Source organism: Amycolatopsis sp. NPDC057786 (genome assembly GCF_042797905.1).
Classification (GTDB): domain Bacteria; phylum Actinomycetota; class Actinomycetes; order Mycobacteriales; family Pseudonocardiaceae; genus Amycolatopsis.
In genome coordinates this window covers 1-22,271 of sequence record NZ_JBHVKW010000126.1, presented here as the reverse complement: position 1 = coordinate 22,271, position 22,271 = coordinate 1, and the positions used below count along the sequence as shown (strand labels likewise).

Sequence of the window (22,271 nt, the reverse complement as noted above, 5' to 3'; positions counted from 1 at the left end):
TCCTTGCGCCAGGCGCAAGGAAGGGGGCCTTCATGTACTTGCGGGGCTGCGTCCGGCTTGGCCTGCGGCGGGCGTAACTCACGTGATCGGAGCCGTAACACGCGTGATTAGAGGCGTAACTCACGTGATCGGAGGCGTAACTCTCGCGCTGGCCGTCATCCGTCCCGAGACACGCGAGTTACGGCCCCAGACACGCGAGTTACGGGTTTAAGCACGCGAGTTACGGATTCGGACACGGCCCTGGGCCGAGGCGGCACCGGATTTCTACCCGCGTCAGCGCCCGAAAGGGGAATTCACGGGACCGAAAAGGGTAAGCGAGGGGGCTGAACGGCGCACGCCGAAAGGAGTGGTTCAGCTCGGGTTCTTTTCCAGGTATTCCGTCCAGACCTTCTTCGGCACGCACATTCGCCACGAGTCGACGATCAACTCTCGTAACTCTTCGTAATCGATCGCGGACAGCCGGACGCGGACCCACTGATAGCGCATATCGGACGGAATCGGCATCATGAACTTCTCCGGCTCGCCTGCCACGAGCGCTTCCCGCTCCTCTTTGGGATAGCCGAATCCCATCACGGTTTCGTCCGGTGAGAGCGAAAGGAACACGATTCGCCCCACGCGGAACTTCGCTCGGTCGCGGACCAACGCCTCATAGGCGCGGGGCAGGTCCGAAACGATCCGTCTGACGTCATCCCCGGTTACCATTTTTCCACCATTCTCCGCTGTCTGTTCCCCAGTCACCCTTGGCGCCCATGGTGAAGGCGACGTAAAGGTATTCGTCGAGGATCTTCGCCAGTGACACGGGCCTGCCCACCAGTGCGGGGATTTCGGCCCCGTCGTCCCCGGCCTCGGCGATCACCGCGGCGGCCCACGCGCGGCCGAGCCGCAGGTGCGCGCCGAACGCGGCGTCGTCACGGCTGCCGTGGAGCGCGGCCGCGATGGCGGCGTCCCACGGCATGATCGTGTTGGGCCGCAACGCATACAGCGCCTTGGCCGCGGCGGTCGGGCCCAGCGTACGCCTGCTCCGTCCCGCCGAGACGACGACACCCGAAAGGTCCGCGTAGGCCTTCGCGGCGGTGTCGATCTCCGCGTCCGTCAAGCCGGCCAGGTCGGCTGACGGGAGTGTCGTCCCCCAGGTCTCCCACCAGGTGCGTACACCGTCGTCGAACGGGGAAGGTTCGCCGTCTCGCGGGTACCGGATACGGCAGCCCCACGAGTTCAGCCAGCGAAGAAGAATTGTGCGATGCGCGGGCTGTGACAGGTCGATCGCGGTCTGCGCTTCTTCGAGCAGCCGGAGCCAGGAGGCGTCCACATTCGCGAAGCCGTTGAACACTTCGGCGGCCCGCCGGAGTTCGGCGAGCGGGGGCAGGGGGTCAGACATGAGCGAACTCTATCCGGTGCCACCAAGGGGGTGAATTTCCGCGTCCAACTATTGGACTTTGTACATTGAGTCACCTATTTGTATCTGCTGCATGGTTCATTGGTCCTTTAGGGTTGTGGCCAGGAAGGCCACAAGGATGGCGGTCACGCAGCGCGATTGCGTTACCCCATCCAGGGGAGGGAGAGGGCATGGGCAGACCCGAGCGACCGTTGGACGGCTCCACTGGTCCGATCGCCGCATTCGCTCACGATCTGCGCGTTTTGAGGAACCGGGCGGGAAACCCGAGTTACCGGGAACTCGCCAGGACCGCACTGTTCGCACCTTCCGTGCTGTCCAGCGCGGCGAGCGGCCATCGCTTGCCGACGCTCGCCGTGACGTTGGCGTTCGTCTCCGCGTGCGGTGGGGACCGTGCGGTGTGGGAACGGCGCTGGCGCAGCGTCGCCGGACAGCCGGGAACCGGCGCCGAGACACGGGAAGACCGCGCGGCCGACACTCCACCGGACGGCGCGCACGCGACGGCATCCGGCGTCATCCGCCTCGCCCGTCCGGCCCAGCTGCCGATGGCGTCGAGGACTTTCGTCGGCAGGGAAAGAGATCTGGCCGACGCCGCCGAGATGATCGGCGCGAGCGGGCCGGTCAAGGTGCCGTTGCTCGTCAGTGGTCCGATCGGGGTGGGGAAGACGGCTTTCGCCTTGCGGCTGGCGGAAGAGGTGGCGGCGGACTTCCCGGACGGGCAGCTGTACGCCGACCTGGGCGACAGCGGTTCCGGCGGTCGCTCGGCCAACGGGATCGTGCGCGGGTTCCTGCGCGCGCTCGGTGTGCCCGCGCATCTGGTGCCCGACGATCCGATGCAGCGGATCGGCCTGTACCGGTCACTGCTGGCGGAACGCAGGCTGTTCGTGCTGCTGACGGGCGTCCGGGACGAGGGACAGGTGCGGCCGCTGCTCGGCCAGGCCCCGCACAGCCAGGTCGTGGTCACCAGCCGCGCCCGGCTGCTCGGTCTGGAGGACACGAACCGTATCGAGCTCGATACGTTCTCCCGCAAGGAATCGCTGGCCTTGATCGGCCGGATCGCCGGGCCGGGCCGGGTGCGGGCGGAGCACGACGCCACCGACACGATCGCCGAACTGTGCGGGGACCTTCCGCTGGCGGTCAACATCGTCGGCCGCAAGATCGCCGCCCGCCCGGAATGGGCGATCGCGTACACCGCGGGCCAGCTCGCCGATCGTGAACGGCTCATGGACAGCCTCTGCGTCGGTGACGTCAACGTGCGGGACCGGTTTTCCGCGGCATACGAGCATCTCTCGCCCACCGAACGGGAGGCCGTCCAGCATTTCGGGCAGAGCGGGGCGGGCTGGACGACGTCGATCGCCGTCGCCGCCGCGATGGGCATCATGATCGAGACCGCCGACGAACTCCTCGAATCCGTGGTGGACGCCGGACTCATCCAGCGTGCCAACGTCGCCGGGCGCTACGCGGTGTCCCGGTTGGTCAGCGCGTTCGCCGCCGAACGGCAACGGGAACCGAGCCCGTTCGCCGCCGCCGTCCCGATGGCAGGCCGCAGGACGCGCAAGAACGCGTTCGAATCGCTGCGCCACGAGGCGGTGCGCACGCTGCCGGGCGGCTCGTCCGAAGGTTGATTGTTCTCCCCGCGCGGCGCTTCCGGTCAACGGGCCGCGCGGCTTGAATGAGTCGACGAATGAAGGCGAGCGAAATTCGGTGACACAATGCTGATTCTGTCGATGAAAGAGGGTCACGATGGCGGGATCGTGGCGATCGAGGACGGCAAGCTGCTGTTCGCGCTGGAGTCGGAAAAGGACAACTACCCGCGCTACGACCGGATCACCGGCGAGCTGATGGCGCGCGCGGCGGGCATGCTCGACAAGCAGCCCGACGTGGTCGCGCTCGGCGGCTGGGTCAAGGGGGAGTTCTCGGTGGAACCGCCGTCCCGCACCGGATATTTCGGTGTCGGCGAGGGCGCGATCTCCGACGAGGCAGGCAAGTTCTTCGGCAAGGACGTGCGGTACTTCTCCTCGACCCACGAGCGCTCGCATATCTACACCTCCCTCGGGATGGCCCCCGCGGCGCCCGGCCAGGCGTACTACTCCCTGGTGTGGGAAGGGAACATCGGTGACTTCTACCGGATCGACGAGCGCGGTGAGGCCACGCACCTGCAGCACGTCCTGACCGACCCCGGCGCGAAGTACGCGTATCTCTTCGCGCTGGCCGACCCTGGTTTCCCGCTGGGCAAGGGGAAGTTCCGGTTCAACGACGCCGGCAAGCAGATGGCGCTGACCGGGTTCGCCGAGCCGGGCCCGCTCACGCCGGACGAGCAGAAGACCATCGACTTCATCCTCGACCGCGACGGCATCATCCTCGGTCTGTCCAAAGAGGAGATGTCCTGGTCCCATCTGTACAACGCCGGTGTCTGGTCGCAGGAATACCGCAACGCGGCGGCGAAACACTCGCAGGCGATCTTCAATCGGTTCTACGACTACGCCGAGAAGAACCTGACCGAAGGCCTGCCGCTGTTGATCTCCGGTGGCTGCGGCCTGAACTGCGACTGGAACCGCTTGTGGCGGGAGAGCGGCTTGTTCTCGTCGGTGTTCGTGCCGCCGTGCCCCAACGACAGCGGTTCCGCACTCGGCACGGCCATCGACGCGCAGTGGTTCTACACCGGGCAAGCGACCATCGAATGGGACGTCTACGCGGGGGAGAACTTCGTCGAGGACGTCGTCCCGGATCCCGCCAAGTACGAGACGCGGCCGCTCGTGGCGAGCGAGGTCGCGAAGTACCTCAAGGACGGCAACATCATCGGCTGGGCGCGTGGCCGGTACGAGATGGGCCCGCGGGCACTGGGCAACCGGTCGATCCTGGCCGCGCCGTTCACCGTGGACACCACCGTGCGGCTCAACAAGATCAAGCGCCGCGAGGACTACCGCCCGATCGCCCCGATCGCACTGGAATCCGACGCTCCGAAATGGTTCGTCGGCTCGGTGGAGGACCCGTACATGCTGTACTTCAACCACGTCACCTCCGACGAGTTGAAGGCCATCACGCATGTCGACGGCACCGCGCGTACCCAGACGGTGACACGGGAGCGTAACGCCGGGATCACCGACCTGCTCGAGGCGTTCCGTGAGCAGACCGGGTTCAGCGTGCTGTGCAACACCTCGCTGAACAACAACGGGCGCGGTTTCCTCAACCGCACCAGTGATCTCATCGAGTACGGGGAGACGTACGGCCTCGACGGCTACGTCATCAACGACACGTTCGTGACCCCGCGCGCCTCCTGAAATCCTTGCCCGACGGGGGCAAGGCCCGGATGCCACCACCCAGCAGTGGCATCCGGGTACCTCGTGGTGCCCGAACGAAGTCTCGCCCGGAGGGGGAAGACCATGCGAGTCGTGTTCGCGGGCGGTGGCGTCATCGCGCTGCTGACCGCGCTGGAATGCGTGTCCGCCGGGCACGAAGTGGTGATCGCCGACCAGGCGGACATCCCGTTCTCGGGCGCGACCTCGTTCGACCGGCACCGCGTGCTGCGCGCGTTGCATACCGGCGACCCGGCCACCACGGCGGCCGCGGTCGGCGCGCACCACGCGTGGATCGAACTCGAACACCTGCTGTCGACGTCGTTCTACGAACAGGTCGGTGCGCTCACCGCGGTACCGGGGCCCGAGGCGGCGGCCGCGCGAGAGCTGCTGACGGCGGCCGGATCGAAGGCCGAAGCGCTCGGCGCGGACGAGCTCGCCGCGGAGTTCCCGCACGCCGGGTTCGTTCCCGGGACGGGCGCGATCTTCGAGTCGCACGCGGGGGTCCTGCTCGCCGATCGCGTACTGACCGCGTGCGCCACGCGGCTGCGGTGGCACGCGAACGCGGAACTCCATCCGCATCGCAAGGTGGCCGGGATCGACGCCGACCGGGCCGAGGTCCGCCTGGCCGACGGGGAGACCCTCCGCGGTGACGCCGTCCTGGTGGCGGCGGGCCCGTGGTCCCGTGAGCTGCTGGCCCCCGTGCTGTCCAGGGAACTCGTGCTGCACCGGCAGACGATGCTCTACTGCGACGTCCCGCCCGCCGACGCCGCTGCGTGGGCCGCGACCCCGGCGATCACGTCGCTCGGGTCCGACGGGGGCGCGTGGCTGGTGCCGCCCGTCGCCGGGACGCCGTTGAAGCTCAGCGCCGCGAGCGCGTGCCGCGTCGTCGACGAGATCGGCGGCGCCGCGGTGCCCTCGTGGTGGCGTGAACACCTGATCGACACGTTCGCCACGCTGATCCCGGGGTTCCGCCGGGACTGGCTGGTCGACACCCGGGACTGTCACTACCTGGCCCGGCGCTCCACCCTCGGCCCGATGCTCGCGGTCCTCGGCGACCGGGTCCTGACCTACGCGGCGTGCGGCGGCTCGTCGTTCAAGTTCGCCCCGCTGATCGCCCGGTCCCTCGCCGCGCGCCTGACCGGCGCCGACCCGGTCCCGACCGGACTCGAATCGCTCGACCGGCCGCTCGTGCGAGCGGGCGGTGTCCACCCGATCCGTCCTGCCCTGCGAGGTGTGTCGTGAAACTGCTCGCGCTGGAAGCCAGCCAGAACTCCTACTACTACCTGCCCCGGTATCAGCAGATCGAGGACTTCGGCGGTGTGCTGTACGTGCTCAACGGGATCGGGACCGAGGATCTCTGGCCGTCCGAGCGCTACCGGATCGCCGGCAGCAACCACATCGACGACCTGATCCGGCACGCCAAGGCATGGCACGCCGAGGAGTCGTTCGACGGCGTGCTCACCTTCTCCGAGTCCGGTGTGGTCCTGGTCGCCGCGGTGGCCGAGGCGCTCGGCCTGCCCGGTATCGGTGTCGACGCGGCGCGAACGAGCCGGAACAAGCTGATCATGCGGCAGGCGCACGAAAAGGGCGGGGCCGCGCATCCGGACTACCGGTTCGTCGAAGACCTCGATTCGGCTCTTCAAACGGCGGAGGACTTCGGCTATCCGGTGATTCTCAAGCCGACCCTCGGCGCGGCCAGCAACTTCGTCTTCCGGGTCGACGACGAAGAGAAGATGCGAGAACGCTACGCGCAGGCACGTGAAGGCATCGACGGGATGTCCTGGTACAACATGGAGGCCGAAGGGCTGGACCTCGGCCCGCACGGGCTGCTCGTCGAGTCCTTTCTGGACGGTCACGAGCACCTGATCGAAGCGGTCGCCTGGGACGACGAGGTCTACCTCGGGTCCATTGTGGACCGGGTGACTTCGGAGGGGGAGACCTTCGACGACGATGTGCACCACGCGCCCACGTCGCTCACGGCCGAGCAGGTGGCCGAAGTGCACGCGGTGGTCGCCGCCGGAGTGCGGGCGCAGGGGCTCACGCGCGGCGCGCTGCATGCCGAGGTCCGTTTCCATCAAGGAAAACCGTTCCTGCTGGAGATCGCCGTCCGGCCCGGCGGCGGGGGACTCGACCACATGGCGCGGCTTTCGGCCGGGTACGACCCGATCAAGGGACTCATGGACGTCTCCCGCGGGGTGCGGCCGGACGTCCGGCACTTCAGCCCGACCGGGCTGCACACCGCCGCGATGTGCCTGATCTGCCCCGGCGGCGTGATCGCGTCGATCGACGTCCCGCCCGCGGTGAACGAATCGGCTTCCTTGTACTACCTCAAGATCTTCGCCAAGCCGGGCGACCTGATCAAACGCCCGCCGCTCGGCAACAACATCTTCGGCGGCATCGGCGCGCTCGGCGCGTCCTTCGACGAAGCCATGCGCAACGCCAACGATCTCGCCGGGAAGATCGAGGTCAAACTCTCGGAAACCCAGAAGTAGCACCGAAACCGTACGACGAAACCGGACCCTTACCCAGGGCCCGGTGGCGGAAGACGCCCAAAACCGCGTGGAGGAAGCGTGTCACGGACTGCCACCCAACGGCACTACCTGATGGTCAGACCGACGTACTTCGACGTCGAGTACTCGATCAATCCCTGGATGGATCCGCGGAAACCGACGGACACCGAGCTGGCCATCGCCCAGTGGGAATGGCTGCGCGATTTGTACGTCGATCTGGGGCATCGGGTCGAGCTGCTCGAGCCGCTGCCCGGCCTGCCCGACATGGTGTTCGCGGCCAACGGGGCCACCGTGGTCGACGGGCAGGTGCTCGTCGCGCGCTTCCACCACGTGCAGCGGGCGGGCGAGTCCGACGCGTATCTCAAGTGGTTCCGAGGCAACGGATATCGCTACGTGCGGCAGGCGCAGTGGGTCAACGAGGGGGAGGGTGACTATCTCGTCGCGGGGAAGACGATCCTCGCAGGGACCGGCTTCCGCACGAATCCGGAGGCGCACAACGAATCGCGCGAGTTCTTCGGCCGTCCGGTGACCAGGCTGACGCTGATCGACCCGCGGTACTACCACCTCGACACGGCACTCGCGGTCCTCGACGACGACACGGTCATGTACTACCCGGGCGCGTTCTCCGAGGAGAGCCGCCTGCTGCTGAAAGAGCTGTATCCCGACGCGATCCTGGCCACGGAAGAGGACGCCGCCGTGTTCGGCCTCAACGCCGTCTCCGACGGCAAGCACGTCGTGCTCCCGCAGGCGGCCACCGAGCTGACCGCGCGGCTGCGGGAACACGGCTTCGAACCGATCGGCGCCGACCTGTCCGAATTGCTCAAGGCGGGCGGCAGTGTCAAGTGCTGCACGCTGGAACTGCGTGCCGGTTAGGGAGAGAAACTCGATGGATTCGGCTGTGCGGGACCGGGGCGGGCGCACCACGCTGCGCCGGATCGTCGTCGGGACGGCGTTGATCGCGGTCCCGGCGGTGGTCGTCGTCGTGGTGCTCGGCCTGGGGTCTGCCTACGCGCCTGTCGCGAGCACAGGCGCCAAGGCCGCGGGCGGCGGGCCCGACACCTACGCACGCCTGCTGGTCGCGCTGCCGGTGATCCTGGGCGCCTGCTACCTGGCGGGTGTCCTGGCCCGGCGGCTCGGCCAGCCCGCGGTGATCGGCGAGATCGTCGCCGGCATCCTGCTGGGCCCGTCGCTGTTCGGGCTCGTCTGGCCGGGCGCGTTCGGCTGGCTGTTCCCCGGCGGGGTGGTCACGGCGATCAACATCCTTTCGCAGCTTGGCCTGATCTTCTTCATGTACCTGGTCGGTTCGGAGATCGATCTCGCCGCGGTGCGCGAGCGCGGGTTCACCGCGGTGACGGTCAGCCAGGTCAGTATCGCGCTGCCGATGGTCTGCGGGATCGTGCTCGCGCTCGGCATGTACCCGACCTTCGGCGGTGACGTCGGCTTCCTCGCCTTCGGGCTGTTCATCGCGGTCTCCATGAGCGTGACGGCGTTCCCGGTGCTGGCGCGGATCCTGACCGATCGTGGCCTGTCGAAGACTCCGCTGGGGGCGCTGGCACTCACCTGCGCCGCCGTCGACGACGTCGCCGCGTGGTGCCTGCTGGCCGTCGTGGTGGCCGTCAGCCAGGGCGGGACGCCGTCCGAGGTCTTCCTGACCGTCGGGCTGACCTTGGTGTTCGTCGTGGTCATGCTCTACGCCGTCCGGCCGCTGCTGGCGAAGGCGCTCGCCCGCGTGCCGGAGTCCGCGGTGCTGGCGATCCTGCTCGGCGGGATCATGCTGTCGGCGCTGGCCACCAACGAGATCGGCATCCACGCGATCTTCGGCGCCTTCCTCTTCGGGGTGATCGCGCCGAGGAACGATCCGGTCGTCACCCGCGCGGCCGGGAAGCTCGGCAGCGTGACCCTGACGTTGCTGCTGCCGCTGTTCTTCGCCTACACCGGGCTGCACACCGAGTTCAGCCTGCTCGGCTCCGGATCGCTGTGGCTGTGGACCGTGGTGATCACGGCGGTGGCGGTGTTCGGGAAATGGGCGGGCAGCACCACGGCGGCCCGGCTGACCGGTGTCGGCTGGCGCGAATCACTGTCGCTCGGGGCGCTCATGAACTGTCGGGGACTGACGGAATTGGTGGTGCTCAACGTCGGCCTCCAGCTGAAGGTGATCAGCCCGGCGGTGTTCGCGATGCTCGTGATCATGACGCTCGTGTCGACGATCGCGACCGCCCCCGCGCTCACCTTCATCGCCAAGTTCAAGACGAGACCGCCGGTCCAGCGGCGGCGGAAAGTGGATAGGACGCCATGACCAGCAAGGAAACCCTAGTCAGCACCTTCGCCGAGGTCGTCCTCGACGACGAAGTCCGGGACACCATCGGGAGCGACCTGCGGTCCTTCCCGAACCCCGTCGACGACATCGACCGCTCGCTGGCGATGCTCCGCGTCGCGTTCTCGAAGCTGCCGATCGACCAGTCGCAGACGATCCTGGACTTCGGCAGGCACGTCGACACCCCCGGCGTCGCGCTCGTGCGCAACCTGCCGGTGGACCCGGCGCTTCCCGAGACACCGATCGACGGGGAACCCAGCAAGGACAAGAAGACGTTCGTCGCCGAGACCGTCCTTTTGGGACTGAGCCAGCTGCTCGGCGAGCCGGTCGGGTTCACCACCGAGAAGAGCGGGCGGCTCGTGCACGACGTCGTCCCGGTGTCGGCGGGGGCGCGGAGCCAGACCAACCAGAGCTCGCACGTGTTCCTGAACTTCCACAACGACATCGTGCACGACGAGGTCGGCAGGTACGACGTGTCCAATCCGGACTTCCTGGTACTGAACTGCGTGCGCCAGGACGGGAACAAGGAAGCCGTCACCTACTACGCCGACGGCAGGGACATCTCGGCCGCGCTGGACCCGGCGGTGCTCGACGTCCTGCGGCGCCCGCTGTTCCGGCTCAACGCTCCCGGCAGCTACGTGCGTGACGTGGCCAACGGTGCCGACGTGCTCTCCGATCTCGTGGCGGTCATCTCCGGGCCGGCGGAATCGCCGGAAGTGGCGATCTCGGCCAACGGTGTGGTGGGGGAGACCGTCGAGGCGGAACAGGCGCTGGAGGAGTTGCAGCGGGTCTGCCGCGAGGTCGCGCACCAGGTCAAGCTGGAGCCGGGGACGGCGCTGCTGATCAACAACCGGAAGGGGCTGCACGCGCGGTCGCAGTTCTTCGCGCGGCACAACGGGCGGGACCGGTGGCTGCAGCGGACGTACATCCGGCGCAGCCTGTGGACGATCCGGTACCGGGGGACGGCGGGGGACCGGCGGGTGCACTGAGGCCTCCCGCCCGCGGTCGCGACGTGCCCGGACGGACGACACGCGTGATCAGATGGACGACACGCGTGATTGGGCGGACGACACGTGTGATTGGGCGGACGACACGCGTGATTGGGCGGACGACTCACGTGCGGCCCGGGTCCGAGGCGTGTCGTCCGCCTGGACACGCGTGACGTCCGTCCAATCACGAGAGGCGGCCATCCAGTCACGCGAAGCCGCACCGGGCCGGGTTGCGAAAGCCACTTTCGCAACACTCGGACCGGGTGATCGTCCGGCGAGCGCGCCGCGAAAGCCACTTTCGGGACACCAGACGTCCCGAAAGTGGCTCTCGCGACACCCGGCCGGGCATGTTCGAGAAAGCGGCCATCCGGGTAACCCTCCGCCAAAGCACCCGACGGGAGGGAACCCGATGGCAGACAAGTTACGGCCGCCGCAGCAGCAGGAACCGCCGGGCGTGACGTCGAAAATGGATCCGCCGCCGCGCGACTCCATGGAGGACTACGAGGGGCGCGAGCTGCTGGCGGGCAAACGCGCGTTGATCACCGGCGGTGACTCCGGGATCGGCCGCGCGGTCGCCATCGCCTTCGCGAAGGAAGGCGCCGACGTGGCGATCGCCTACCTCAACGAGCACGAAGACGCGAAGTACACCGAGGAACGCGTACGCGCTGAAGGGCGCGAGTGCCTCCTCCTACCGGGTGATCTCGCCGAGGCGGCGCAGTGCCGCGAGATCGTGGATCGGACCGTGAAGGACCTGGGTGGCCTGGACATCCTGGTCAACAACGTCGCCACCCAGTGGCCGGTCGACAGCCCCGAAGAGCTCACCGACGAGCAGTGGACACACACGTTCGACGTGAACATCCACAGCTTCTTCCGGGTCACCAACGCCGCTTTGCCCCATCTGGGTGAGGGCTCGGTCATCATCAACACCGGTTCGGTGAACGGCCTGCGCGGCAACAAATCGCTCATCGACTACTCCGCGACCAAGGGCGCCGTGCACGCCTGGACGTACGCGATGGCGCAGGCGCTGGCCGATCGCGGCGTCCGGATCAACTGCGTCGCGCCCGGTCCGGTGTGGACACCGCTGATCCCGTCGACGTTCCCGCCCGAGAAGGTGGAGAAGTTCGGCCTCCAGGTCCCGTTCGAGCGGGCGGCGCATCCCGACGACCTCGCACCGTCGTACGTCTTCCTGGCGTCCAACCGGCTTTCTTCGTACTACAGCGGTGAGGTCATCGCCGCGCTGGGCGGCGAGACGACACCCGGCTGAGGCGCGCCACGGCGTCGACGACGGCTTCGGGCGCGAGGTCGTCCAGGCACGGATGGCCGGGCACGGGGCAGACCCGGGCCCGGCTGTCCCTGCATGCCGCGTGCTGGTCGCCGAGCACTTCGGACGGCACGCCGTAGGGCGCCCAGCGTGACGCCGGCACCACGGGCGCGAACAGCGAGACCACCGGCGTCCCGACGGCGGCGGCGAGATGGGCGGGGCCGGTGTTCGGCGCCACCACGACGTCCGCCGCCGCGAGCACGGCCGCCAGTTCGGGCAGTCCCGTTCGCCCGCCCAGATCGAGCGCGTCCCCGGCGACCTCCTTGGTCAGGACGCTTTCCGATGGCGACCCGGTGACGACGACGCGGCGCCCGGCGTCCTGCAGCGCCCGCACGATCGCGGCCGAGCGTTCGGCGGACGGCTGCCTTGCCGGGACCGACGCGGCCGGGTGGACGACCACGTAGTCCTCGTCGCCGACCAGTTCCTCCACCGGCGGCAGGGGCCAGCGGACGGCGAGACCGCCGTCGTCGCCGGGCGGCAACGAGAACCCGGCCTCCTGGGCCAGGGACAACATCCGGACCGGTTCCGGCGGATCACCCGGCACCCGGTGCCGCAGATCCAGCAAAGATCCGGGGTAGTCCTCGCTGATCGCGCCGATCCACGGCACCCCCGCCATCCGCAGCAGCAGTGCCAGCGGGAGCGGGGACTGGTGGAACGACGTCAAGATCAACGCCGCGTCGAAGGAGAACTCGCGCAAGCGCCGGACGAGCGCGTCGGTGTCCTCCTGGGTGACCGGCGGGGGCTCGGGGTCGATCCACGGAGCGCACCAGGTGATGACCTCGTCCACGCCGGGCAGCAGGTCGCCCGCGGCACGACCACGGGGCCCGGTCAGCAGGACCACGCGGTCCGCCCCGGCCGCGACCGCGCGGACGCAGGGGCCGGCGAGCAGGACGTCACCGAGGTTGTCCATCCTCGCGACCAGGACGTTCATCGAGTACCCGCGACGGCCAGGTGCACGGCTTCGGCGAGGTCTCGCGCGACGGTCGCCCGGCGACGGGCGCGGTCGATCTCCTCCGGCCGGGTCCGCGCGGTCGGGATGAGGATCCCGCGGGCCCCGGCGGCGAGGGCGGCGTCGACGTCGGCGCCGGTGTCGCCGATGACCACGCAGCGGCGGACGTCCACACCGAGCGCCTCCGCGGCCTGGCGCACCAGCCCCGGCTCGGGTTTGCGGCAGGCGCAGCCGTCACCGTCGTCGTGCACGCAGACCTGCCAGGTGCCGAACGGGCCGAGGGCCTGCTCGACACGGGCGTTCACGGCGGCCAGCCGGTCCGGGGTGATCAGCCCTTTCGCCACCCCGGACTGGTTGCTGACCACGCCGATCCTGATCCCGGCCGCCCGCAGGCCGTGCAGGAGTTCCTTGGCGCCGGGCACGGGACGGACGCCGTCGGGATCGTCGAGGTAGGGCACGTCGACGATGAGGGTGTCGTCCCGGTCGAACAGCAGTGCCTGCGGCCGCCGGGAAAGGCGGTGCCGCAGTTCCCCGCGCAGCCGGTGGTAGCAAGCCGCGGGCGGGATGAGGACGCTGGTCAGGAGCATTCGTGACACTTCGCCCGGGGTGAGCGGTCCCGGCGCGATGCGGCGCGCGGCGAACTCGGCGGTCACTCCCGCCCACACTCCGGCCGCCGCGGCCGCGGCCTTACGCCGTCCCAGCGCGAACAGAGCCGCGGCGCCCACCGCGCTGACGGTGGCCAACGTGTGCCGTTCGAGCCGCCCGTGTCCGGCTCCGGTCTGCTGCCGCCAGAGGACACCGTGCTTGTGCCGCATGAGCGCGTCGTCGGCGTTGCCCCGTTGCGCGCGGAGGCTGGCCAGCGGGCCCGACCGTTTGGGCGGATGGACCGTGACCCGTTCACTCCGCGCGATGAGGTGGCCCGCCTTGGCGACCTGCAAGGCCAGATCCGAGTCCTCCCGGTACGCACGGGGGAAGCGTTCGTCGAAGCCGCCGACCTCGGCGAGCACCGACCGGCGGTAGGCCATGTCGGCGGTGATCCACCTGGCCGTCTCCAGCCCGGCCGTGCCGCGTTCGTCGTCGGTCGGGCGGCGGTCCGGCGGCAGCGGTACGACGAGCCGCGCCTGCGACGCCGCCGTCTCCGGCCCGAGGGGGAGGAGGTCTTCGGCGAGTTTCCGCGGCCAGTCCGAGCCGATCACCACGTCGTCGTCGAGGAAGGCGATCCACTCACTCTCCGCGCGCCGCCAGCCGGCGTTCCGGGCGGCGGCGGGACCGCGTCCGCCGGAGCGGACCACTTCGATTTCCGTACTGGACGGGGGAAGCCGCAGATCCTCGCCGCCGGGCCGGTCGTCGGCGACGATGATCCGCGCGGGCCGGGGTTCCCCGGCGGCTTCGATCCCGGCCAGGAGCGTGCGGAGATTCTCCCGGCCGGTCGTCGGAATCACGATCGTGTAGTCGAGGTCGCTCACCCTCTTCCGGTACCCGGGAGCCACCGCCGCAAACTCCGGTCACGCCGGGATCGCGTCGGTCTTCCGCTGCCAAGCGCGATGTTCGCCCAGTTGCGCGACGAACGAGGCGAAGAAGCCGTCGGGCAGGGTCGCCTCGGCCGCCGTGGTGGTCACGACGCCCTGGTCGATCAGGGTTTCGGTGTCGTCGGCCAGCTTCGAGGTCACTCCGGCCCGGCGCAGCAGGTCCAACCCCGAGCCGAAGGCGGCCACCGGTTTACCGTGTTTGTACGCCTCGGCGACGAAATGTACCGCGTACCCGTCACGTTCGAGGATGTTGATCGCGCTCGGGCCACACGGGACGGCGACGGCGTCGTAGAGCACCGAAGCCATGGTGTTGAGCTGCCTGTCCGGCCGCAGCGGGTCTCCTTCACCGCCTGGCCGGAGTTCGGCTTCGGTCGGCGCGAGGACCTCGGCGATCGCGCCCTGCTCGGTCAGCGCCTCGACCAGGCGGCCTACGCCGATGGTGTCCACCCCGTCGGCGGCCAGCACCGCGATCTTCCGGCTGGTCGGCGCGACGGAAGGCTGGTTGAGCTGCGACAGCGCGGGGGACGTGCGGTCGTGGTGAGGGGTGGCAGGCGCGGCGGGCACGCTCACGCCGATCCCCTCGGCCACCCTGGCCGCGAGGTCGTGGTCGACGTTGTTGAGCTCGGCGACGGTCCGCGCCCGGACCTCGCGGTCCTCGACCTTGCCGAGCTCGAACCGGAAAGCGGCGACGATGTGCTCGCGTTCGACCTGGGACATGCTGTTCCAGAACAGTGTGGCCTGACTGTAGAAGTCCTTGAAGCTCTCGCTGCGCTCCCGGATCTTGTGGCCGGCCACGGCCTCGGTGTAATGCCGGAAGACACCGGAATCGGCGATCGCCGGGCAGCCGCCGCCGAGCGAGTTCGGGAAGTAGCTCGTCCGTCCTTTGTGGATGTTCTGCTGCCCGTACCCGTCGCGCTGGTTCGTGTGCACCGGCGCGATCGGCCGGTTCACCGGGAGCTGGGAGAAGTTGGGTCCGCCGAGCCGGATCAGCTGCGTGTCGAGGTAGGAGAAGTTCCGTGCTTGCAACAGCGGATCGTTGGTGAAGTCGATGCCAGGGACGATGTTCGCGGTGTGGAAGGCGATCTGCTCGGTCTCGGCGAAGAAGTCGTCGGGGTTGCGGTCCAGGACCATCCGCCCGACCGGCCGCACCGGCACCTGCTCCTCGGGGATGATCTTCGTGGCGTCCAGCAGGTCGAAGTCGAAGTCGTGTTCGGAGTCCTCGTCCACCAGCTGGACGCCCAGCTCCCATTCCGGGTACTGTCCGGCCTCGATGGCGTCCCACAGGTCGCGGCGGTTGAAGTCGGGATCCTTGCCCGCGATCTTCTGGCATTCGTCCCACACCAGGGAATGCGTGCCGAGCACGGGCTTCCAGTGGAATTTCACGAAGGTTCCCTTGCCGACGGCGTTGACGAGCCGGAACGTGTGGACACCGAAGCCCTGCATCATCCGGTAGCTGCGCGGCAGGGCGCGGTCGGACATCAGCCAGAGCACCATGTGCAGGCTTTCCGGTTGCAGCGAAACGAAATCCCAGAAGGTGTCGTGCGCCGACTGTGCCTGCGGGATCTCGTTGTGCGGCTCGGGTTTGACCGCGTGCACGAAGTCGGGGAACTTGATGCCGTCCTGGATGAAGAACACCGGCATGTTGTTGCCCACGAGGTCGTAATTGCCCTGACGGGTGTAGAACTTGGTCGCGAAGCCGCGGACGTCGCGGACGGTGTCGGCCGAGCCACGCGAACCCGCGACGGTGGAGAACCGCACGAACACGGGGATCTTCTCGCCGCTGGTGAGGAACTCCGCGACCGTGTAGTCGGCCAGCGCGTCGTCGTAGGCCTCGAAGAAGCCGTAGGCGCCCGCGCCACGCGCGTGCACGACCCGTTCGGGGATGCGCTCGTGGTCGAAATGCGTGATCTTCTCGCGCGCGTGGAAATCCTCCAGCAGCGTCGGACCCCGGGCTCCCGCGGTCAGGGAGTCGTTCGTGTGATCGACGCGGACACCCTGCTGGGTGGTCAGCGCGGACTGCTCCGGGTCCACGCGGTTCGCGCCCAGTTGTTCGTCCTTCGCGTCCTCTCGATGCTGTGCCACTGGTGTCGCCCCTTCGCGGTGGTGGTTTCCCTCGCGGCTACCCCGGCACTGTTTCGGCAAAACGACATCGGGTAACCGGCCTGCGAATACTTCGAGGAGGTGCGAATGACGACGGTGGACCGGCCTGCCGTACTGGAGATCCGCGACCCCGCCGACGACAGCCTCGTCGGCACCGTCAAGGCGGCGACCCCCGATGGCGTCGCCACGGCGATCGCCATGGCGAAACGGCGGGCCCCGGGCTGGGCCGCCACACCGGCGGCCGAACGCGGGGTCGCGCTGAAGGACGCGGCCAGGTCGCTCCGGGATCGCGCGGGTGAACTCGCCGTCCTCATCGAGAGCGAGACCGGAAAGCCCCGCGACGAGGCCGAAGAAGGTGTCCTGGCCGGAGCCGGGACCCTGGAGCAGTACGCCGAACTGGGCCCGGTGCACCGCGGACGATCGCTGCTGGGCGATCCGTCGGCCACCGATCTGATGGTGCCCGAACCGCGGGGCGTGGTCGTAGCGCTGACGCCGTGGAACGACCCCGTCGCCGTGGCCTGCGGGCTGCTGGGTGCCGCGGTGGTCACGGGCAACACGGTGGTGCACAAGCCGAGTGAACGCTGCCCGCACACCGGCGCCTGGCTGGGGAACGCGCTGTCGGAGGTTCTTCCCGAGGGAGTGCTGCAGACCGTGCAGGGCGACGGGAGCGTCGGCGCCGAACTCGCGGCCCACGCGGACGTCGACGTCATCGCGCATGTCGGGAGTACCGTCGCGGGCCGGTCGATCGCGGCGAGCGCGGCGAGGACCGGCGCCAAGGCGTTGCTGGAGAACGGCGGCAACGATCCGCTCGTTGTCGACGCCGGAGTGGATCCGGTCTGGGCGGCCGAACAGGCGGCGACCGGGGCCTTCGCCAACTCAGGCCAGATCTGTGTCTCGGTCGAACGGATCCTGGTGCACCGGGACGTCGCGGGCGCCTTCATCACGGCGCTGGTCGCCGAAGCGGGCAGGCGTGAACTGGCCCCGCTCGTCGACCGGCGTCACCGCGAGGGGGTGCACGCCCAGGTCGCGGAAGCGATCGCGCAAGGTGCCGATCCGCTGGTCGGCGGCGTCGTGCCGGACGGTCCCGGTGCCTTCTACCCGGCGACGGTGCTCACCGGATGTACCTCCGGGATGCGGATTCTCCGCGAGGAGACGTTCGGCCCGGTCGCGCCGGTGACAGTGGTCACGGACTTCGAGCAGGCGCTCGAACAGGCGGCCGACGGCGAGTACGGGCTCGCCGCCACGGTGCTGACCCCTTCGATGGCGCACGCGCAGCGGGCCTGGCGTGAACTCCCGGCCGGGACCGTGAAGATCAACAACGTCTTCGGTGGTGCCCCTGGCGGGGCCGCCCATCCACGGGGTGCCAGCGGCAGCGGCTACGGCTACGGGCCCGAACTGCTCGACGAGATGACTCAGACCAAGGTCGTCCACCTGGCACCACCGGTGCAGTGATGCGCTGGACGGCGCCGTTCGCCTGGGTCTCCCGGGCGTTCCGGGTTCCGGGGGAGGAACGCCGGAGTCTCATCCAGACCACGAAGGCCGCGGCCGCGGCGGTGATCGCGTGGATCGTCGCGACGGCGGTGCTGCGCCTGCCGCAACCTTTTCTCGCGCCGTACGCGGCGGTTTTCCTGGTTCAGGCCACCGTCTACCGCTCCCTGCGCGGCTGGGCGCAGCAGGTCGGGGCCGTCGGTGCGGGGGTGCTGCTCGCGGCGGGTGCCGGTCAGCTCATCCCGTCGGTGACGGTGGCGCTCGGGCTGGTCATCTTCGTCGGACTGCTGATCGGTTCCTGGCGGGGTTTCGGCGATTCGGGGGTATGGGTCGGGATCACCGGCATGCTGCTGATCTCCTACGGCAACGCGACCGAACCCATCCTGCTCGCCGACCGGCTGCTGGAAACGGCGCTGGGCGCGGCGATCGGCGCGGTCCTCAACGCCGTGATCCTGCCGCCGCTGCACGGCCAACGGCTACGGGACGCGACGTCGCGGCTGGCCGCGGCGATCGCCGACATCCTCGACGAGACCGCGGATCTGGTCCGCGGCGGCGATTCGGCCGACGGCCTCGAAGACCGGCTGCAGGACGTCCGCAGCCTGGCCGCGGAGGCGGAAGACGCGATCGGCTGGACCCGCGAAGGCCGGTACCTGAACCTCCGTGGACGGCGTGAGATCCGCGAAGAACCCTTGTCGAATCTCATTTCCCTGTGGCAGCCACTCGCCCAGCTGATCGATGCCGTGAGCGAGGCCGCCCGGAGCGAGCAGCCGTTCCGTCATCCCGGCGAGCACGCGCGCGGGGTGGTCGCCGACTTGCTCGAAGCACTCGCCCAGGTGGCCCGTTCGGGTGACCCGGGCAAACTCGATCGGTGCCGCAGGCTGCTCGACGAGATCGACCATCTGCTCGTCACGCCCACGGACGAGGTCACGACCTCCATCGGCCTGGGGGCGATGGCGCTACCGGCCCGCCGTCTCGTCCAGCGGCTCCGCGCCGATTAAGCCGGGGCGACGGTGGGTAACCGTACCCATGAGCAGCAGTGGCAAGCGGATCGTGGTCACCGGCGCCACCGGCAACGTCGGGACGGCGGTGGTGCGCGCGCTGGGCGCGGACCCCGAGGTCGGGTCGATCGTCGGGCTGGCGCGGCGCCCCAGCCGCTGGGAGAGCCCGAAGACCGAGTTCGTCACCGCCGACGTCGCCCGCGACGACCTCCGGGCCGTGTTCGACGGCGCCGACGTGGTGATCCACCTGGCCTGGCTCTTCCAGCCCACCCACCGGCCCGAGGTCACCTGGCGGGCCAACGTGCTGGGTTCGATCCGGGTGTTCGAAGCCGCGCAAGCGATGCGGGTGCCGTCGCTGGTGTACGCGTCGTCGATCGGGGCGTACTCGCCGAGGGACGACGACCACCCGGTGACCGAGGAATGGCCGACGCACGGCTCGCCCAAGGCGGCGTACACCAGGGAAAAGGCTTATGTGGAACGGGTTCTCGAGGCGTTCGACCGAAGTCATCCGCGGATCCGGGTGGTGCGGGTGCGCCCCGGATTCCTCTTCCAGAAGGCCGCCGCGCCCGAACAGCGCCGCCTTTTCGGCGGGCCGCTCGTCCCGGGCAAACTGCTGAGGCCGTCGCTCGTCCCGATCCTTCCGGACATCCCGCAACTGAGGGTCCAGACCGCGCACACCGAAGACGTGGCCGACGCCTACCGCCGTTGCGCGCTTCAGGACGTCAAGGGCGCCTTCAACATCGCCGCCGACCCGGTACTGGACACCCGTGCGCTGGCACGGATCTTCGGCGCCAGGCCGGTGAAGGTCCCGGCCGCCTTCGTCCGGCACGCGCTCGCCGCGGCCTGGTCGCTACACCTGATTCCGGCCAGTCCGGGGCTTTTCGAAGCGGTGCTGCATCTCCCGGTGATGGACTGCACGCGCGCCAGGGAAGAACTGGGCTGGACGCCGCGATACTCGTCGGAGGACGCGATCGAAGCGTTCCTCAAGGGATTGCGGGAAGGCGAGGGGTTCCCGACCGAACCGCTGAAGCCGGACGTCGGCCGGGGACACGAATTCGCCACCGGGGTGGGGGAGCGGCCGTGAACGAGAAGGAGCTGCTGCAGACGCTGACCAAGGTGGTGTCCACTTTGGACGGCACTTCGGTACGGTTCGCGGTCGCGGGCGGTCTCGCCGTGTACGCGCGGGGCGGCCCGCCGTCCGACCACGACGTCGACCTCTTCCTCAAACACGAGGACATCGAGGAAGCGGCGGAGGCGCTGGTAGCCGCGGGCCTGAGACGGGTGCGTCCGCCGGAGGACTGGCTCACCAAGGTGTACGACGGCGACTGTCTCGTCGACCTCATCTTCCGGCCCAACCATCGGCCGGTCACCGACGAGATGCTCGACCGCGCCTCGTTGATGCGGGTCGGGTCGACCGCCGCTCCCGTGCTCAACGGGACCGACCTGCTCGTCGACAAGATGCTCGTGCTCAGCCCGCATCGCTGCGATTTCGGGCCGCTGCTGCGGATCGCCCGTGACCTCCGCGAGCAGGTCGACTGGCACCGGGTGGCCGAGGAGACCGCCGAATCGCCGTACGCCTGGTCGTTCCTGACCCTGCTCGCGGCGCTGTCCATCATCGACGGAAAGGAGCTTCCGATGCCCGAGGAAGCGCCACAGTACCTGGTCGCCAGGCTCACCAAGGCGCTGGCGGAGGATCCGAGGACCGCCGAACTCGGCGTGCACGTCACCGTGCGCGGTGACCAGGTCCGGCTCAGCGGCGAAGTGCCCTGCGCCAACCGCAAGGCCGACATCGAGGCGGTCGTCTGCGAGCACATAGCGGCCGAGCTGGTGCACAACGACGTCCGGCTGGCCGACGTCCGCGAGCCGTCGCACGCCGAGGAGATCCGGTGATCCGGGTCGCCGCGGTCGGGGACGTCCACCTCGGGGAGGACAACCGGGGCCTGCTGCGGCCGGCATTGGACAACATCGCCGACCACGCGGAGGTGCTGCTGCTCGCGGGCGACCTCACCCGGCACGGCGGCATCGAAGAGGCCAGGGTGGTGGCCGACGAGTTCGCCGGACTCCCCGTCCCCGTGGTGGCGGTGCTCGGCAACCACGACTACCACTCGGACGAGGCGGAAGCGGTCAGCGGCCTGCTGGAAGAAGCCGGGATCACCGTTCTGGAGGGTTCGGCGACCACCGTGGAACTGGACGGTGGGAAGCTGGGCGTCGCCGGGGTGAAAGGGTTCGGCGGCGGGTTCGCGGGCAAATGCGCGAGCCGGTTCGGCGAACGCGAGATGAAGGACTTCATCGAACACACCATGGCGGCCGCCCAGCGGCTGCGCACCGCGCTGGAAGGGCTCGAACACGAGCAGCCCGACGTGACCGTCGCGCTGACGCACTACTCGCCGATCCCCGGCACCCTGCACGGAGAACCGCCGGAAATCTACCCGTTCCTGGGTTCGTACCTGCTGTGCGAGCCGATCGACGACGCCAAGGTGGCGCTCGCCGTGCACGGACACGCGCACTACGGCAGCGAACAAGGCGTCAGCCCGGGCGGCGTCCCCGTGCGCAACGTCGCCCAGCCGGTGATCCGCGCGGCGTACGCGACGTACGTACTCGAACCTGCGAAAGTGCTGACATGAGGGATCGATTCCATGGTCAACTGAGCGTCCTCGGCGAGCTCCTGTCGAGCATGTGCGGGATGGCCTGCGAGGAACTGCGCCTCGCGAACCGGGTGTTCCTCGACCGGGACGCCGAAGCCGCCGCCGAACTCGCGGCGGTCGAGGAGAAACTGAACGGGGCGCGGACCATGTGCGAGGAGACCGCGCAGAAACTGCTCGCCCTGCAGGCGCCGGTCGCGCGCGACCTGCGGACCGTGCTCGCGGCGGTGTACTGCGCCGACCGGCTGGAGCGGATGGGTGATCTCGCCCAGCACATCGCCGACCAGGCCGCGCGAGCGCCGGAATTCGCCGTCCCCGAGGCGCTCGCCGGCCGGTTCGGCGAGATGGCAGGCCTCGCCTGCTCGATGGCGGAAGACCTCGGCGCGGCGATCGAGGGACCGACCGCGGAGGTCTTCCACTCGCTCGCCCGGTCCGATCAGCGGGTCGACGCGCTGTACGAGGAGCTGATGACGCTGGTCACCGGGCCGGACTGGCCGCACGGCGTCGCGCCCGCGATCTCGGTGGCGTTGCTGGCGCGGTTCTACGAGCGGTTCGCGGACCAGGCCGTCTCGGTGGCGCGGCGGGTGGACTTCGCGCTCACGGGTGAACTGCCGGAGTCTTCGGTGCGGGACGTTCCTGCCGAGCTTTGAGGTTTGCTTCGCGTGTCCTGGCTGGAGTAGCGATGCCGGGGGGTTGCGAAAGCCACTTTCGCAACCTTGAGTGTTGCGAACGTGGCTTT

Annotated in this window: 19 protein-coding genes; 14 read left to right on the top strand and 5 right to left on the bottom strand. The window is 69.2% G+C overall.

The genetic code is table 11. The annotated features are described in order from the left end of the window. Positions 1–351 precede the first annotated feature (351 nt). A complete protein-coding gene (locus ACFVM3_RS37650; protein WP_034319694.1) occupies positions 352–702 on the bottom strand; it encodes an MmcQ/YjbR family DNA-binding protein in 351 nt (116 codons plus the stop codon). After that, positions 686–1,378 carry a hypothetical protein gene (locus ACFVM3_RS37645; protein WP_378444619.1) on the bottom strand — a complete coding sequence of 231 codons (693 nt, stop codon included), beginning with the start codon at positions 1,376–1,378 and terminating at the stop codon, positions 686–688. The genes ACFVM3_RS37650 and ACFVM3_RS37645 overlap by 17 nt, the downstream gene beginning before the upstream one ends. A 188-nt stretch (positions 1,379–1,566) precedes the next feature. Between ACFVM3_RS37645 and ACFVM3_RS37640 the strand changes: the two genes are divergently transcribed. From ACFVM3_RS37640 to ACFVM3_RS37605, 8 genes are all read left to right on the top strand, one after another. Continuing rightward, entirely contained in the window at positions 1,567–3,018 is a 1,452-nt protein-coding gene (locus tag ACFVM3_RS37640) for an NB-ARC domain-containing protein (RefSeq protein ID WP_378444618.1), read from the top strand. Between the two features lie 87 nt (positions 3,019–3,105). Further along, on the top strand, positions 3,106–4,674 hold the full coding sequence (locus ACFVM3_RS37635) for a carbamoyltransferase C-terminal domain-containing protein (protein WP_126730814.1): 1,569 nt from the start codon (positions 3,106–3,108) through the stop codon (positions 4,672–4,674). Between the two features lie 102 nt (positions 4,675–4,776). Then, positions 4,777–5,934: an NAD(P)/FAD-dependent oxidoreductase gene (locus ACFVM3_RS37630; protein WP_378444617.1), complete on the top strand. Its 1,158-nt coding sequence runs from the start codon at positions 4,777–4,779 to the stop codon at positions 5,932–5,934. Continuing rightward, the gene (locus tag ACFVM3_RS37625; protein ID WP_378444616.1) at positions 5,931–7,184 is read left to right on the top strand and encodes an ATP-grasp domain-containing protein; all 1,254 of its coding nucleotides are present in this window, start codon (positions 5,931–5,933) and stop codon (positions 7,182–7,184) included. Before ACFVM3_RS37630 ends, ACFVM3_RS37625 begins: the two co-directional genes overlap by 4 nt. A gap of 78 nt (positions 7,185–7,262) precedes the next feature. Continuing rightward, positions 7,263–8,075 carry a dimethylargininase gene (gene ddaH / locus ACFVM3_RS37620; protein WP_378444615.1) on the top strand — a complete coding sequence of 271 codons (813 nt, stop codon included), beginning with the start codon at positions 7,263–7,265 and terminating at the stop codon, positions 8,073–8,075. A gap of 13 nt (positions 8,076–8,088) precedes the next feature. Then, a complete protein-coding gene (locus tag ACFVM3_RS37615) occupies positions 8,089–9,498 on the top strand; it encodes a cation:proton antiporter (protein WP_378444614.1) in 1,410 nt (469 codons plus the stop codon). After that, entirely contained in the window at positions 9,495–10,505 is a 1,011-nt protein-coding gene (locus tag ACFVM3_RS37610; RefSeq protein WP_378444613.1) for a TauD/TfdA family dioxygenase, read from the top strand. The genes ACFVM3_RS37615 and ACFVM3_RS37610 overlap by 4 nt, the downstream gene beginning before the upstream one ends. Positions 10,506–10,914: 409 nt before the next feature. Beyond that, positions 10,915–11,769, top strand: a complete 855-nt coding sequence (locus tag ACFVM3_RS37605; RefSeq protein ID WP_378444612.1) for an SDR family oxidoreductase — start codon at positions 10,915–10,917, stop codon at positions 11,767–11,769. Here the strand turns inward: ACFVM3_RS37605 and ACFVM3_RS37600 are convergent. From ACFVM3_RS37600 to ACFVM3_RS37590, 3 genes are read right to left on the bottom strand one after another with little or no spacing between them, the layout of a single operon-like run. After that, entirely contained in the window at positions 11,732–12,757 is a 1,026-nt protein-coding gene (locus ACFVM3_RS37600; protein WP_378444611.1) for a glycosyltransferase family 9 protein, read from the bottom strand. The genes ACFVM3_RS37605 and ACFVM3_RS37600 overlap by 38 nt on opposite strands. Further along, a complete protein-coding gene (locus ACFVM3_RS37595) occupies positions 12,754–14,241 on the bottom strand; it encodes an HAD-IIIA family hydrolase (RefSeq protein WP_378444610.1) in 1,488 nt (495 codons plus the stop codon). The genes ACFVM3_RS37600 and ACFVM3_RS37595 overlap by 4 nt, the downstream gene beginning before the upstream one ends. 39 nt (positions 14,242–14,280) lie before the next feature. Beyond that, the gene (locus tag ACFVM3_RS37590) at positions 14,281–16,386 is read right to left on the bottom strand and encodes a catalase (RefSeq protein WP_378444609.1); all 2,106 of its coding nucleotides are present in this window, start codon (positions 16,384–16,386) and stop codon (positions 14,281–14,283) included. A 105-nt stretch (positions 16,387–16,491) separates the two neighbouring features. Between ACFVM3_RS37590 and ACFVM3_RS37585 the strand changes: the two genes are divergently transcribed. From ACFVM3_RS37585 to ACFVM3_RS37560, 6 genes are read left to right on the top strand one after another with little or no spacing between them, the layout of a single operon-like run. After that, positions 16,492–17,856 carry an aldehyde dehydrogenase family protein gene (locus tag ACFVM3_RS37585; protein ID WP_378444608.1) on the top strand — a complete coding sequence of 455 codons (1,365 nt, stop codon included), beginning with the start codon at positions 16,492–16,494 and terminating at the stop codon, positions 17,854–17,856. After that, a complete protein-coding gene (locus tag ACFVM3_RS37580) occupies positions 17,856–18,890 on the top strand; it encodes an aromatic acid exporter family protein (protein WP_378444607.1) in 1,035 nt (344 codons plus the stop codon). The genes ACFVM3_RS37585 and ACFVM3_RS37580 overlap by 1 nt, the downstream gene beginning before the upstream one ends. A 28-nt stretch (positions 18,891–18,918) precedes the next feature. Then, positions 18,919–19,974, top strand: a complete 1,056-nt coding sequence (locus tag ACFVM3_RS37575) for an NAD-dependent epimerase/dehydratase family protein (protein WP_378444606.1) — start codon at positions 18,919–18,921, stop codon at positions 19,972–19,974. After that, entirely contained in the window at positions 19,971–20,780 is an 810-nt protein-coding gene (locus tag ACFVM3_RS37570; protein WP_378444605.1) for a hypothetical protein, read from the top strand. The genes ACFVM3_RS37575 and ACFVM3_RS37570 overlap by 4 nt, the downstream gene beginning before the upstream one ends. Further along, positions 20,777–21,514, top strand: a complete 738-nt coding sequence (locus ACFVM3_RS37565; RefSeq protein ID WP_378444604.1) for a metallophosphoesterase — start codon at positions 20,777–20,779, stop codon at positions 21,512–21,514. The genes ACFVM3_RS37570 and ACFVM3_RS37565 overlap by 4 nt, the downstream gene beginning before the upstream one ends. Next, positions 21,511–22,182, top strand: coding sequence for a phosphate uptake regulator PhoU (locus ACFVM3_RS37560; protein WP_378444603.1), 672 nt, complete (start codon positions 21,511–21,513; stop codon positions 22,180–22,182). The genes ACFVM3_RS37565 and ACFVM3_RS37560 overlap by 4 nt, the downstream gene beginning before the upstream one ends. Positions 22,183–22,271 lie beyond the last annotated feature (89 nt).